15 protein-coding genes are annotated in these 13852 nt (G+C 27.0%); 8 read left to right on the forward strand and 7 right to left on the reverse strand.

Going from position 1 to position 13852, the window contains the following annotated elements; translation table 11 throughout:
- Positions 1 to 135: 135 nt before the first annotated feature.
- Both K0040_RS14855 and K0040_RS14860 read right to left on the reverse strand, forming a co-directional pair.
- Positions 136 to 687 carry a GNAT family N-acetyltransferase gene (locus K0040_RS14855; protein ID WP_228109548.1) on the reverse strand — a complete coding sequence of 184 codons (552 nt, stop codon included), beginning with the start codon at positions 685 to 687 and terminating at the stop codon, positions 136 to 138.
- A 47-nt stretch (positions 688 to 734) separates the two neighbouring features.
- Positions 735 to 896: a hypothetical protein gene (locus K0040_RS14860; protein ID WP_228109549.1), complete on the reverse strand. Its 162-nt coding sequence runs from the start codon at positions 894 to 896 to the stop codon at positions 735 to 737.
- Between the two features lie 122 nt (positions 897 to 1018).
- On the opposite strand from K0040_RS14860, the gene K0040_RS14865 reads away from it, so the two are divergent.
- Positions 1019 to 1453: a hypothetical protein gene (locus K0040_RS14865; RefSeq protein ID WP_228109550.1), complete on the forward strand. Its 435-nt coding sequence runs from the start codon at positions 1019 to 1021 to the stop codon at positions 1451 to 1453.
- Positions 1454 to 1562: 109 nt separating this feature from the next.
- On the opposite strand, the gene larD is transcribed toward K0040_RS14865, so the two are convergent.
- Together larD and larA are read right to left on the reverse strand one after the other, a co-directional pair.
- Positions 1563 to 2273 (reverse strand): D/L-lactic acid transporter LarD, encoded by a 711-nt coding sequence (gene larD, locus K0040_RS14870; protein WP_228109551.1) that lies wholly within the window; start codon positions 2271 to 2273, stop codon positions 1563 to 1565.
- 48 nt (positions 2274 to 2321) lie between these two features.
- A complete protein-coding gene (larA, locus tag K0040_RS14875; protein WP_228109552.1) occupies positions 2322 to 3605 on the reverse strand; it encodes a nickel-dependent lactate racemase in 1284 nt (427 codons plus the stop codon).
- A 190-nt stretch (positions 3606 to 3795) separates the two neighbouring features.
- Between larA and K0040_RS14880 the strand changes: the two genes are divergently transcribed.
- Together K0040_RS14880 and K0040_RS14885 are read left to right on the forward strand one after the other, a co-directional pair.
- Complete coding sequence (locus K0040_RS14880) at positions 3796 to 4452, forward strand: Crp/Fnr family transcriptional regulator (RefSeq protein ID WP_228109553.1); 657 nt, start codon at positions 3796 to 3798, stop codon at positions 4450 to 4452.
- Positions 4453 to 4565: 113 nt separating this feature from the next.
- Positions 4566 to 5165 carry a histidine phosphatase family protein gene (locus K0040_RS14885; RefSeq protein WP_228109554.1) on the forward strand — a complete coding sequence of 200 codons (600 nt, stop codon included), beginning with the start codon at positions 4566 to 4568 and terminating at the stop codon, positions 5163 to 5165.
- Positions 5166 to 5224: 59 nt separating this feature from the next.
- On the opposite strand, the gene K0040_RS14890 is transcribed toward K0040_RS14885, so the two are convergent.
- Positions 5225 to 5791, reverse strand: a complete 567-nt coding sequence (locus K0040_RS14890; RefSeq protein ID WP_228109555.1) for a hypothetical protein — start codon at positions 5789 to 5791, stop codon at positions 5225 to 5227.
- 434 nt (positions 5792 to 6225) lie between these two features.
- Here K0040_RS14890 and K0040_RS14895 point away from each other — a divergent pair, with 434 nt between their 5' ends.
- Entirely contained in the window at positions 6226 to 7041 is an 816-nt protein-coding gene (locus K0040_RS14895) for an alpha/beta fold hydrolase (RefSeq protein ID WP_228109556.1), read from the forward strand.
- An 88-nt stretch (positions 7042 to 7129) separates the two neighbouring features.
- On the opposite strand, the gene K0040_RS14900 is transcribed toward K0040_RS14895, so the two are convergent.
- Both K0040_RS14900 and K0040_RS14905 read right to left on the reverse strand, forming a co-directional pair.
- Positions 7130 to 8062, reverse strand: coding sequence for a permease prefix domain 1-containing protein (locus K0040_RS14900; protein WP_228109557.1), 933 nt, complete (start codon positions 8060 to 8062; stop codon positions 7130 to 7132).
- A complete protein-coding gene (locus K0040_RS14905) occupies positions 8062 to 8385 on the reverse strand; it encodes a PadR family transcriptional regulator (protein WP_228109558.1) in 324 nt (107 codons plus the stop codon). The genes K0040_RS14900 and K0040_RS14905 overlap by 1 nt, the downstream gene beginning before the upstream one ends.
- 226 nt (positions 8386 to 8611) lie before the next feature.
- On the opposite strand from K0040_RS14905, the gene K0040_RS14910 reads away from it, so the two are divergent.
- From K0040_RS14910 to K0040_RS14925, 4 genes are all read left to right on the forward strand, one after another.
- Positions 8612 to 9625, forward strand: coding sequence for an ROK family protein (locus tag K0040_RS14910; RefSeq protein ID WP_228109559.1), 1014 nt, complete (start codon positions 8612 to 8614; stop codon positions 9623 to 9625).
- A gap of 37 nt (positions 9626 to 9662) precedes the next feature.
- On the forward strand, positions 9663 to 10046 hold the full coding sequence (locus K0040_RS14915; RefSeq protein WP_228109560.1) for a VOC family protein: 384 nt from the start codon (positions 9663 to 9665) through the stop codon (positions 10044 to 10046).
- 431 nt (positions 10047 to 10477) lie between these two features.
- Complete coding sequence (locus K0040_RS14920) at positions 10478 to 12406, forward strand: molybdopterin-dependent oxidoreductase (protein ID WP_228109561.1); 1929 nt, start codon at positions 10478 to 10480, stop codon at positions 12404 to 12406.
- Positions 12407 to 12638: 232 nt separating this feature from the next.
- Positions 12639 to 13835: a S41 family peptidase gene (locus K0040_RS14925; RefSeq protein WP_228109562.1), complete on the forward strand. Its 1197-nt coding sequence runs from the start codon at positions 12639 to 12641 to the stop codon at positions 13833 to 13835.
- The last annotated feature ends 17 nt before the right edge of the window (positions 13836 to 13852 follow it).

The following is a 13852-nucleotide window of genomic DNA, read 5'->3' on the forward strand; positions in this document are numbered from 1 at the left end:
AGGTGTACTTGACATGCAATTAAATTGGAATTACATTCAAATTAAGGCATGGATACATAATTTTCATATCCATGCCTTAATAAACTTATCATAGAAAGCTATTTACAGAAAAAACTTCACAGTCTCGAGAGCTAATTAAAAACAGCTCTCATTTTTATACTTAAAATATTCTTCTTTAGCTAGTGCATATATTAAATGAAACACATCTTTTCCGTTGTGTTCTCTCATGTAATTACCTATAACCTTCATTCCTAATTTTTCAGCAACTTTTATTGAATTAATATTTTCAGGAATTACTTGAGCTGTATATTTATCAGCATTAAGAACATTAAATATGTAGTCTACACATGCTTTCATTCCTTCTGTGGCATATCCTTTGTTCCAATATTCTTTTTTTAGTATATAAGCAATTTCAATATAATTTACTTTTTTTATAGTTACTGGTATTATTCCTATTATCCCAACTACTGAATTAGTTGATTTTTCTATTGTTATGTAATAGCTAAAACCAAAGTCTTCATATTGCTTTGTGATTTTATCAATCCAAATTTGAACTTCAGCATCAGAGTAAGTTTTTCCCCATCCTATAAGCATTAAATCTTCATCTTGCAAAATTGATTTCATTTCATTGTAGTCATTTTGTTGTATTTTCCTCAATAATAATCTTTTAGTTTTAATAATACACATTTCCTCCTCCAAATTAAAAAGAAATCTAAAATATTTCAAATTAGAAGTTAATATATTTCATCTTCTTTTATTTGAATTAAACCTTTTGAAGCTAAAAATTCTTCTTGTAAGTCTAAAATCATTTCTATCTCATTTTTAGAAATATTTCCTGCACATCTGATATATATAAATTCTATCATTTCTTCTACTGAAATTGTAGTATCTTCCATAATCTCCTCCTAAACTTGTAACATAAACATTATGATACAACATAATAAATCATATTGAAAGAGATAGAATTTACTTTATATAATTGCAGATACTAAATTTAAACTAAATTTAGGAGGATAATATGAGTAAATACAAATTAGATTATTTTTCAAAATACTACTTTTATGAAGAAGATGATTTTGTTAAAGAGGTAGAAGAGGGAAAATACATACTAGAACAAATAAAGACTAGTAATAGATTTGATTATAAAGGACATTCATACAAATACACAAAATTTGGAAATATATCACAAAGTGATACAAAAAGAGATGTAAATATGGAAATAGTATCAGACAGTGTAAATGTAATCATAGACAATGAAAAATGCCACCTTGATTTAATATATAAATTTGAAACTAAAGTTTTAGAAGATCATGTTAGAGTAACTACTAGAATTAGTGAAAAAAATGATGATGTATCTTGTTTATTATATATAAATAACAGTGAAGCAAAAGAATGCATAAAAGAGTTAGAACAGGTGAAAAAATTACAAGAGAGTTATCTTAAAATGAATTAAACATTATAAGTGAAATAGTAATTTAGATATATAGAAACATTCCTATTGAATAATTATTCAATAGGAATGTTAAATTTTTATAATGAAACAAATAATCTAAATATTAATTTTATACTCCAAAATAAAAACGAACAAATAAAGCTGCCAATGCAGCACCTGCAAAAGGAGCTATTCCTGGTATTAATAATCCATATTGCCAATCGTTATTAGCTTTATTTTTTATTGGTAGTACTTGGAATGCAAGCCTAGGACCTAAATCTCTAGCTTGATTCATGGCAAATCCTGTAGGTCCTCCAAGAGCCATACCTATTGCCCATACTAATAAACCAACCCCTATTGCTAACATATCTTCATGTTTTGTAGCAATTACTAATATACTGCTTATAAATACAAAAGTAGCGAAGAACTCTACGAAGAAATTTCTAGGTAAATTACGAATAATTGGATTAGTAGAAAAAATATTTCTTACAGCAATAGGATCAACTTCATTTTCGCTAGCTTTAAAATGATCTGCATACATTATATAGACTATTATTGAAGCAACAAAGGCACCTAAAAGTTCAGCTATAGTGTAAGGTATAAAAGAAGTCCAAGGAATCATTCCTAATATACATTGAGCAAGAACCATGGCGGGATTCATACAAACACCACCAAAAACTAATAATGCTACTGTAATACCAAAAGACCATGTTGTTATGGCAAATAGATGTCCACTTCCTCTATATTTAGTATTTTTTAAAACTTCATCGCAATGAACTCCTACACCAAAGATAATCATAAGTGCTGTACTTAAAAATTCAGCAGTTAAATTTTGAAACATATTTTAATTCCCCCTTTTTCATTTGTGATTTTTCTTATTGATAAAACATTAATTATTATTTTGAACTATTACACTTAATCCATCAGGTATTACAGCAACCTTTGCATCATTACCTTTTAATTCAAATGCACGATCTAGTGCCTCATCTATATTTTTTGCTATTTCCATATGTAATCCAGTAACTAAAGCTGGGTCTACTAAATCAGATACCACTATTATTTTGTGATTTACTAAAATTCTGGCTAGAATTTGAGAAGTCCATTGTTCTGGTAAAGTTTCTAGCCTTGGAGTTTTCTTTGCTAATTCTAAAAACTCTTTTGCTTCTTTTACATTGGCCACATTATCATAAAAAGCTTGGCCACCGTGACCATCACGACATCCTGCAACCATTATAATAATTCCGTCTTTGTTTAAAGTAGCCTCAGCTGCAGTCATACCTTTTACTGCTTGATAAATATTTTGATCAAGAGGATAACCTCCATTAGTAGAAATGGCAATATCACAATTCACTTTATCTACACGAGCTAAGCTATTGACAAAGTTACAACCTTCTAAGTGAGCTTTTTCAAAATCTCCTGCAAAAGAACCTATAATTTTATGGTCTCCATTTAAAACTACGTTGACAATAAAAGCTAATTTAGCAGTTCTTGCTGCATATACCATATCTTCATGAACTAGATTGTGAGCAATATTTCCTGTACGAGAATTTTTATCGCTTATAAATTCTCCACAGTGATTTGCCATAATCGTTTTATATGAAGCTATACCTGGAAGTACTGATTTTCTTCCTCCAGAAAATCCAGCGAAAAAGTGTGATTCAATAAAGCCTTCTGCTATAAGTAAATCAGCTTTTGCAGCAATTTTATTTATTAAACATTCTCCTCCGCTTGGTAGAGTATCAATTTTTTTCATTGAAGGATCATCAGTAGATATGTGCATTACTATTTCTTCATTTTCAGCAATTTCTTTTCCGTATTTTAAAATTAATTCTTCTTTTGTACTTTCTCTATGAAAGCCAGTAGCAACTAAGATACGTATACGTGCATCTGGAGATACACTACGAATTCTTCTAAGTAAAATAGGAGTAATAATATGAGATGGCACCGGTCTTGTATGATCACTGCTTATTATTACAATATCTTTTTTATCTTTTGCTAATTCCTCAAGAGTAGGACTTGCAATTGGATTGTTTAAAGATCTTTCAACAATACCTATTTCACTTTCTTTGCATTTGTAAGTCCCCTGTTGTGATTCTAAAAGTCCAGCAAAATTATCAGTTCGTAAATTTAGACTTATTGTTTTTGAATCATAAGGCAGTTTAAATTTTTTCATATAGTTTTTTCCTCCATTTTGTAATAAATTATTAATTTCTAATTTAATAACTAGTATAATTTAGAATGAAATATTATAATGTACCATGAGATGTTACCATTTGATAACATCTTTTAATACAAAATAAAAGTAAAATGACATAAAAACAAAAGTATTTCATAGCGTTACATATCATTGGGGAGGGACATTTATGAATGCAAAATTTTTACTTGATTTTTTAGAAAAAAATAATACACAAACTATAAGGAAGAAATATCATTCATATTTAACTTTTTATGGATTAGATGAAAAATACACATATGTTTTAAAAGAAGGAATAATAAAAACAAGTGTTATTTTGAAAGATGGAAGAGAATTTAATATTTCATACATATGTGAGCCAGATATAATTTCTTTACTAAGAGATGAAATAAGCTCCAACACATCATCACCCTTTAATGTAAGGATTGAATCTAAAGAAGCTGTATTTTATAAAATTCCAAGAGTTACATTTTGGAATTATGTTAATAATGATATTGAATTACAAACTTATATAAAAGATTATTACAGGACTAAATTGTTGGAAAGTATGCATAATCATAAAATAACCATAATGAATGGAAAAAAAGGTGCTGTTTGTGCATTTATTTATGAATTAATTGGTAAATTTGGTAAACAAAAAAATAATAAAATTATAATAGATTTTCTTATAACAAATGAAGATATAGCAGGATTTTGTGGGGTTTCAACAAGGAATAGTGTAAATAGAATTCTACATGAACTAAAAAAAGAAAAAGTTATTTCTATTATAGATAAAAAAATTCATGTCTTGGATGTGGAGTATCTTCGTAATTTTGCATTAGACTAAATAGACAATACCATTTGCTTAACAGTAATAGTTTTTATGCTACAATTACCATATGTATGAAAAATTAGGTAGTTAATAATACATTTATCATTAAAGTTAGAAGGGGAATGGATATGAAGAAAACATTATATTTAATGCGTCATGGACAAACTTTATTTAATTTAAGAAGAAAAATGCAAGGACATTGTGATTCACCGCTTACACCACTTGGAAAAAAGCAAGCTGAAATAGCGGGAGAGTATTTAAAAAATATTCATATAGATCATGCTTATAGCTCATCTTTAGAAAGATGTTGTGACACTTTAGAAATAGCCACTAATGGAAGAATACCTTATGTAAGATTAAAAGGTTTAAAAGAAATGAATTTCGGTGTATTTGAAGGTGAAAGTGTAGATTTAAAACCGACAGATAAAAAAGATTATGAAAGCTTCTTCGTGCAATATGGAGGAGAATCTTTGTCACAAGTTAAAGAAAGAATGCTTAAAACTTGTACAGAAATAATGGAAAAAGAACATCATAACACTGTTTTAGCTGTGTCTCATGGATTGGCATCTTTATGTTTCTTATCAAATTTTGAAGATGTGAGTGAACTGATGAAAACAGGAATACCTAATTGCACAATATTTAAATATGAATACGAAAATAAAAAGTTCAAATTAATTGAAATTATACGCCATGATTTTAGCCAAATAGAAGAAGCTTTGGCTTATTAGTAATTTGAGAAACTAAAAAAGTTGTAGATAGTTATTATAATAAACTATCTACAACTTTTTTAGTTTGCAGTTGCCATTGAAGAACTTTGTTTTGATCTATATAATGACTTTTTATTTACAAACTTAGAAATACGCATTACAGCATAAGTTATAAAGACAACGCTGTAAGCTGCCACATTTATTATATAATTAGTATCACCTGAAAGAGCAATTGGTAGCATTATTAACATAACGTGAACATATATTAGTCCATAGAATAAATATGCAGATTTTTGTAATGCTTTCCATGATTTAGGTTTCATACATTTTCTAACACTAGGGAAAGAAGTAATAAGAAGTGGAACCATTATTGCAATTAATATTATACTTACACCAGCAGCAGCTTTCATATTAGTTGGCATAGTTTCTGGTGCAGTAAAAAGATTTACAAAGTGATTTTTTCCAAAGCTTATATTGTGAGCTAAAGTAAGTATACCTGCTATAATTGATAGTTCAGCTCTAATTGGCATTAAAAACTTAATTAACTTACCTCCATTTCTAAAAGCTCCTGTGTACATAACAATAACAAAAATAGCAGTTGAAAAAGTACTTTTTATTAAAATCGGAAGAATAGTAGTAGTAAACAAGGCAGGTAAGGTCCAAATAACACCTGTATAAGATCCTACTATTAATAAAATTGATAATATTGCAGTTATTATATAACAAATATTAGCATGTTTTTGATAAAGTCGTGACCAAAAGCTACTAGCAGTATTGCGGTTATTATTGATATTAAAAAATTCATGATTACCTCCATTGAATATGAGAAATGTGGGTGCTATTTCTTCATATTGTTAATATTTTATTGTAATGAAATTATAATATGGATGGTATTATCAATCAATACTTATTATCAATTAACAATAAAAATCAATAAAACTTACAACATAATAATAAAAAAGATTAAATCAAGAATTAACATATGCAAAATTTTATGACTAGTTATTTGAAAAATGTTTATATACTAACTAATATTTTCATAGTATTTTATAGCTTTAAATTAAAGAAGGGGGGAATGCTTATGGAGTATTATATCAATGTAGAAAAAGATGTCAAAATATTTGTAGAAGATATAAACTCAAAATGTGAAAGGACAATAATGTTTGTACATGGGTGGCCCTTAAACCATAATATGTACGAATATATAGTAGCTTATTTTATAAGCAGAGGATATAGATGTGTAACAATAGATTTAAGAGGTTATGGAAAGTCTGATAAACCTTGTAGTGGATATGATTATGACAGAATGTCAACAGATATAAGATATGTAATTGAAACACTTAGACTTAAGAATACTACACTAATGGGACACTCTATGGGTGGGGCTATTTGTTCAAGATATATGTCTAAATTTAAGGGCTACGGAGTAACAAGACTTTGTTTGCTTAGTGCAGCAGCACTAAAATGGGTGCAATCAACTGATTGGCCATATGGATATACTGTTGATGAAGTAAATTCAGCTATAGAAAACTTTAAAAATGATAGACCAAAATCAATAATAAATATATCAGAATCATTTTTTTATAAATTTACAAGTCAGGGTATTTTAAACTGGTTCTTTTATATGTGTTTAAATGCTGCAGGATGGTCTACTGTTAATTCTTTATATGCACTTAGGGATGAAAATGTATTTAATGATTTAGCAAATATAAAAACTCCAACATTAATATTACATGGAATATATGACAGTGTATGCCCTTTTGAATTTGCTGAGTATATGAATAAAACAATAGAAAAATCTAAATTAGTCCCTCTTGCTAATGGAGGACATGGTGCCTTTTATGAATGTAGGGATGATATAAATATAGAATTAGAAAAGTTTATAATAAACAATTAAATAAAATGAAAAAGAGTAGTGATTTTAAATTATGATGGAGAAAAATTACTACTCTTTATTACTATCTAAAATTTTATATTAATTATTTTTAGCCATTAATCTCACCTATATTATTACTTTTAAACAGTTCATTTAACAAAGTAATTTGAGAAGAGCTAACTTTTATAGAAGCTCTTTCATTGGAAATTAAAGATGACTTTTTGAAAAAAGAGGTTTTTTCAGTTGAAAATGAAAGACTATAACAAGCTTTTCCATTTATATTTTCCTTTGACCACATATATCCATTTATACCAGAAAAGGGAACGAATGAATTAAACATAAGTATACCTTCATTGTATACAATTGCACTTTTTCTCTTAGGATTAAATATGGACACACTCATTAATATAAGTAAAATAAAACTTATACTATTTATTGTTTCTAAAGAAGAGGAGAATACTTCTATTGATTTAATATTATTAAATTTATTTATAAGAGATATAAAAAGTATAAGACAAAATCCAAATAAAAAAGTTTGAATATATCTCATGGCTTTTTCATCCCAAATAGATTCTTTATAGGATTGAATATAAAAAAGAGGATCTTCTTTAGAAAGTTCACCATCTTTTTTTAGAATTCTTATAAAATCCACAATCTCAAATATACTTTGTAAAGAAATAAGTATAGTAAAAGCTGAGCATAGAAAAATTTGAAAATTATTAAAACTATTTAAAGAAATATAAGCAAAGCCGCTAAATATAAATATGGATGTAATTATTATTAGTGAAAAAATTCTAAATAATTTATTATACTTATAAATTTTATCTTTATAAACTTTACTTAAAATATCAGGATCTCCCATTTGCTTTAAAGCCATATTTGTGGCAGCATTACTGTTTATACCATCCTCCGTATATTCCTCAATATAACTATAAATGTGATCTTTAAGTTCATCTTTCATATCTTTTGCTTTTTCTTCTGTGGAAATAAATCTACACGCAGATTGTAGAAAGTTTTCAATAGTATTATTTTCTATATTCATTAGTGTTGCCCCCCTAATACTAAATTCATTGTTTTGCTAAATATTTCCCATTCATTTTCACGTTTTTTCAATTCTGTTAAGCCTTTTTTTGTAATTCTATAGTATTTCCTACGCCTACCATTTTCACTTTCCCAAAAGGATTCGATTAACTTGTTTTTCTCAAGATCATGTAAAATAGGGTATAGAGTGCCTTCTTTAAAAAGAAATAATCCGCCAGATTTGTTTTCAATTTCTTTAATCATTCCATAACCATATGTAGGTTCTTTTTTTAGGGCATTTAGAATTAATGTAACAGTACTACCTTTAATAAGTTCTTTATTCAATATTTACACCTCGGATTCCTATGTATTATAAAAAGATAGTATTTCACTTTTAGGTTAAAGTCAAGTGATACATATAAAACTAAGATTGTATAAAAAAAATATTATAATAAAAATTACCTTTATAACAAAATATATATTATAATACTTTTAATAAGACTTATTAAAAGTATTATAATTATTGAGATAATTAATAATTATAATAATTCAGTTGAAAAGAGGAAAATAAATGAACATTAGTAATACAAGAAATTTAAGAAAGATAAATCAGGAAAAAATAATTAATGCGTTGATAAATAGAGATGCGTGTACAAAAAACGAATTATCAATTTTGACGGGATTGTCTCTTGGAAGTGTTAATAATATAGTCGCGGATTTATTAAAAAGCCATCAGGTTATTGAATCTGGATATGCTAAATCTACAGGAGGAAGACCTTCAAAACATTATGAATTAAATAGTAATTATTCTAAAAATCTATGTTTATCTATTTTTAAAAATAGTAATAGAATTCATCTTGTTTACAGAGTTTATAATTTAAAAGATGAGCTTTTAATGGAAAATAGAATTGTTAAATCTAAAATTTCAATTGAAGATATTTATGAAATTTTAGATAGTGTTTTAGAAAAAATAGAAAATATTAAAGTTATTGGTGTTAGTATCCCTGGAATCATAAAAGATGAGAAAGTAATATCCACAGGCATAGATAATTTCAATGAAATTAATATTATACAGTTGTTAAATGAAAAATACGAGCAGAAGATTATTTTTGGCAATGACGTTAATACAGCAGCAATTGGATTTTATTTAGATCAAGAAAATTACGAAGATATTTGCTTATTATTCCAACCAGCTAATCATTTTGCAGGTGTAGGTATTATAGTAAATGGAAGAATGCTTAAAGGAATGAATAACTTGGCTGGTGAGGTTCAATATTTACCAATTGATCTTACAGATAATATGGAAATACTTTTAAATTCAAAAGAAGGTCACGAAGAATTAATTACTAGATATACTCAGTCTATTATAGCTATGTTAAATCCTCAGGCTATAGGTATTTGTTCTACTATTGTAGATGATTACTCAAATATTAAAGAAAATTTAAATAATATATTTGAAAAAGAAGAATTACCAGAGCTAATTAAAATTCATGATCTTATTGAATATATTATGTGGGGCATAAATTTATTGTGTAAGGATTCATTAAAATCAAACCTTACAATAACAAAAAAGACAATTATGTAAAGAAATTAAATATACTTATAAAATAGGAGAGAAGAAAATGAGAATAGAACATGTAGCAATGTATGTAAATGATTTGGAAAGTACTAAGGATTTTTATGTTAAGTATTTTGGAGCAAAGGCAAATGAGAAATATCATAATTTTTTAACTGGACTTCAAACTTATTTCTTAACTTTTGACGATAATACGAGACTTGAGATAATGACACGACCAGAAGTTAAAATAACAGAAAAGTCATTAACACAAAGTGGATATATTCATTTGGCATTTAGTGTGGGAAGTAAGGAGAAGGTTGATATGTTAACTAATGATTTGGAAAAAGCAGGGTATAAAATAATTAGTGGACCACGCATGACAGGTGACAAGTATTATGAAAGTTGTGTACTAGGACCTGAAAATAATCAGATTGAAATAATTGCATAATAAATTAAAATATAGATGAATAAAAAGTACTGAAATATTTATTTATCATATTAAGAATTTAAAAGAGAGGGAATTTTATGGATTTTTATAAAAAAGGATATTTTATATATTGATATTAGTAAAAATGAATTAAGATCTTTGATCGAAAAATTTGCTGAAAGTTTGATAAAAGTATAAAAACAAAATAGAAAAAGTAAATAAAGTTTATAAGTCAACTTATAAAGTTAAAAGCTCATTGTTATTTTAAATGAGCTTTTTTGTGAAACTAAAAACAATTCACCACTTCTTTTATTATTTTGATATACTGTATGTGAACAATTAAAGTTGTGTAAAGAATACAAAGTAAAGAATTCACAAGTAGAAGTAATATATTCCTTGGATACAGTTGTATTTGTATATAAAATATTTCTAGGTAAAATGAGGGTGAAAAGATGAAAGTTTTAAGTGGAGGTTGTACATTAGATTGCTATGATGCATGTAAATTTAATGTATATACTGAAGACAACAATATTGCGAAAATAGAGGGAGACAAGTGCCATCCATATACAAAAGGGTTTATTTGTAAAAAGGGACTAAAGCATGTAAGAAGACATAATCATCTAAATAGGCAATATAAACCTTTACTAAAGGTTAATCATAAATGGGAAGAAATAACTTTTGAAGAAGCTATAGATATAATGGCAAAAAAGTTAAGTTATTATAAAGAAAACTATGGATCAAAATCCTTTATATATTATGAACAATATGGAAGTGGAAGTCTTCTTAAAAGTATTGGAGAGATATTTTTTAATTTTTTTGGAGGCAGTTGTAAACAAAAAGGTGGCCCTTGCTGGAGTGCAGGTATAGAGGCTCAAAAAAGAAACTTTGGTGATGTGAAAAGTCATTCGTTGGAAGATATGTTGAATAGTAAAACTATTATAGTATGGGGGAAAAATCCAGCCAACACAACAATACATACAATGAATATGATAAAAATAGCTCAAAAGTCAGGCGCTTATGTTATAGTTATTGATCCAATTCTTACATCTACAGCAAAACAAGCTGATTTCCATTTAAGGATAAAACCTGGTGGAGATGGTGCTTTAGCTTTAGCAATGGGAAAAAGGATAATCGAATTAAACTTACATGATGAGGGTTACATAAATAAACATATAAAAAACTTTGATGAATACAAGGCTTATTTAGATAAGCTAAGCTTAAGAAATTTATGCAAAATGTGTGGAGTGACTTTACCCCACCTAGATTTTCTAGTAAAAAAATATGTAGAAACATATTCGACTATTTTACAAGGATATGGTATGCAAAAATATAATTATGGTGGAAGTACTATTGGATATATAAATACACTAGGAGCTATAACAGGTCAAATAGGATATAGTGGTGGAGGAGTGAATTATGCCAATAGGGTTTATCCAGATGTATTAAACACAGATCCTTACCACAGTTATAAATATGCAGATGATGAATTTTTCTATGTAAGTAAAATAAGTGACTTTATTGAAGAGAAGAATATTAAAATGGCAGTAATAACAAAGAGCAATCTTTTAAATCAACTACCTGAGTTAAAAAAATTAGAAAAAGCAATGTCTAAAATTGAGTTTAAAGTATGTTTTGATTTGTTTTTAACCGATACAGCACAAAGTTGTGATTTATTTATTCCTGTAACAAGTGTTTTTGAAAGTGAAGATTTATTATATAGCTCTATGACCAATCCATATTTAACATATATTGAAAAAGCATTGGAGCCGGAAAATAATTTTATGGATGAGTATTATTTTTTCCGAGAAGTTGCTAGAAAATTAAACCTTACTAATTATCCTTATGTGGACAAAAAAGAGTATTTGGAAAAAGTTATAGAACCATTAAGACGTACAAAAAAAGATATAAGTTTAGATTATCTTGCAAAAAACTATTTTACAATACATGAATGCATCCCTTGGGAAGATAAAAAATTTAAAACTGAGTCTGGAAGGTTTGAGATATTTATAAATGAAAATGCCTTAGACCTTAATAAAGCAGACGAAGAATATAACTTTAGATTATTAACAAATCATGGAAGTGACTCTTTATTCAGTCAACATTATATGGACTACGAAAACAAAGCCAAAGCATTTATTAATAAGAAGATGTCATCTAAATATAAATTTTATCAAGATGATTTAATAACTATGGAATCAAGTGAAGGAAAAATAGAAGTTTTAGTGCAAATAGATGATTCTATATGTGATGATGTAGTTATGATGTATGCTGGTTGGTGGAAAAAACACGGAAACCCTAACTGGATAATAAAATCAGGCATATCAGATATAGGTGGTCAAGTAACTTATAATGAGACCTTTGTGAAGCTATATAAATATTAAAATATAAACTAAAATTAGATGAAATAAAAGGAGTTAGATATAACTATTATCTAGCTCCTATTTTTATTTTTCGCAAATATTTAAAAAACTTTTGCTAAGTATGATTATTATTTTAAATATATCATAAAGTATAAATATAAATTTAGAATACATATTAAATTTCGTCATTTGAATTTTTTATAAAGTATGTTACAATGGGCAAAGTAATTGGAATAATAAGGATGTGAACTATATGAAAAAGAAAATTTTGTTTTTAATAATGGTTTTTATAATTATATTAGGACTAGGTAATTGTATTTATTCTAAAAATAGTCAACTTTCTAAAAGTGAAAAAATAGAGGATTTTGAATGGTTGTACAGTAACGTAAAGAAAGGATATCCTTATTTATATGTAAATAAAAGACATTATAATGTGGATTGGCTAGAAAATAAAGAGAAATATCTAAAGAGAATTGAAGATACGCCTGATGATGAGAAGTTTATAGAAGAAATGTCATCAATAGTAGATGATTTACATAATCGACATACGGAATTAATAGATAATAAAAGTAGGTTTGAACTTTTTAAAACAGCATATTCAGATAATAATTGGTATGACTTTCTGAGTGATGAAAAAGTTTCAAATAGATATAATTCTATAAAGCCAAAAATAAAAATAACAAAGGAGTATTTTTTCAAAAAAAAATTAACTCTAAAAGATATAATCAAAGATAAGGTTGCATATATTTATTTACCTTCAATGTCTTCAAGTGGAGGATCTTTTAATGAAGATTTCAATAAAATAGGGAACTATATTGACACATTAGAAAATCACGAAGCTTTAATTATTGATATAAGAGGCAATGCAGGTGGAAGTGATAGTTATTGGCAAGGAGTACTATCGAAACTTATAAAAGAGGATAGGAAAGTTAGTGGTTATAGAATTTATAGAAACAACTGTAAAACAATTAAAAAATACACAAAAAAAAGAAATATAAAATTACAGCCCATAAAAAATTTACCAGAGCATATAAAAAAGAATGGACCAAAAGAAATTTTAAAACAGTTTACCGATTTTGAAAGTACATCTTATACTATAAAAGGAAATCCTAATTTAAAATTTAAAGGAAACATATATTTACTTGTTGATGAAAAAGTATTTTCTTCATCAGAGTTATTTTCTATGTTTTGTAAAGAAACGAAATTTGCAACAGTAATAGGAGAGTCAACAGGAGGGGATGGTGGAGTTATTGATCCTGTATTAATTAACCTAAAAAAAAGTGGTTTAATTATTAGAATGGCTAGTTGTATGTATTTAGATAAAGATGGAGTATGTGATGAAGAATTAAAAGTAATTCCCGATTATAAAATAGAAGATTGCGAAAAAACTTCTAATTTTAAAGATGATAATTGCATAAAGAAGGTATTAGAAATAGAAAAGCTCAATTAATAAATTTATAGGGGGAA

The organism is Terrisporobacter petrolearius, from assembly GCF_020748185.1.
In the GTDB taxonomy this organism is placed as follows: domain Bacteria; phylum Bacillota; class Clostridia; order Peptostreptococcales; family Peptostreptococcaceae; genus Terrisporobacter; species Terrisporobacter petrolearius.

What these genes read in the sequence shown, in the direction of transcription:
- K0040_RS14855 (WP_228109548.1), bottom strand. Translation starts at nt 687, where the DNA reads ATGTGTATTATTAAAACTAAAAGATTATTATTGAGGAAAATACAACAA.
- K0040_RS14860 (WP_228109549.1), bottom strand. Translation starts at nt 896, where the DNA reads ATGGAAGATACTACAATTTCAGTAGAAGAAATGATAGAATTTATATAT.
- K0040_RS14865 (WP_228109550.1), top strand. Translation starts at nt 1,019, where the DNA reads ATGAGTAAATACAAATTAGATTATTTTTCAAAATACTACTTTTATGAA.
- larD (WP_228109551.1), bottom strand. Translation starts at nt 2,273, where the DNA reads ATGTTTCAAAATTTAACTGCTGAATTTTTAAGTACAGCACTTATGATT.
- larA (WP_228109552.1), bottom strand. Translation starts at nt 3,605, where the DNA reads ATGAAAAAATTTAAACTGCCTTATGATTCAAAAACAATAAGTCTAAAT.
- K0040_RS14880 (WP_228109553.1), top strand. Translation starts at nt 3,796, where the DNA reads ATGAATGCAAAATTTTTACTTGATTTTTTAGAAAAAAATAATACACAA.
- K0040_RS14885 (WP_228109554.1), top strand. Translation starts at nt 4,566, where the DNA reads ATGAAGAAAACATTATATTTAATGCGTCATGGACAAACTTTATTTAAT.
- K0040_RS14895 (WP_228109556.1), top strand. Translation starts at nt 6,226, where the DNA reads ATGGAGTATTATATCAATGTAGAAAAAGATGTCAAAATATTTGTAGAA.
- K0040_RS14900 (WP_228109557.1), bottom strand. Translation starts at nt 8,062, where the DNA reads ATGAATATAGAAAATAATACTATTGAAAACTTTCTACAATCTGCGTGT.
- K0040_RS14910 (WP_228109559.1), top strand. Translation starts at nt 8,612, where the DNA reads ATGAACATTAGTAATACAAGAAATTTAAGAAAGATAAATCAGGAAAAA.
- K0040_RS14915 (WP_228109560.1), top strand. Translation starts at nt 9,663, where the DNA reads ATGAGAATAGAACATGTAGCAATGTATGTAAATGATTTGGAAAGTACT.
- K0040_RS14920 (WP_228109561.1), top strand. Translation starts at nt 10,478, where the DNA reads ATGAAAGTTTTAAGTGGAGGTTGTACATTAGATTGCTATGATGCATGT.
- K0040_RS14925 (WP_228109562.1), top strand. Translation starts at nt 12,639, where the DNA reads ATGAAAAAGAAAATTTTGTTTTTAATAATGGTTTTTATAATTATATTA.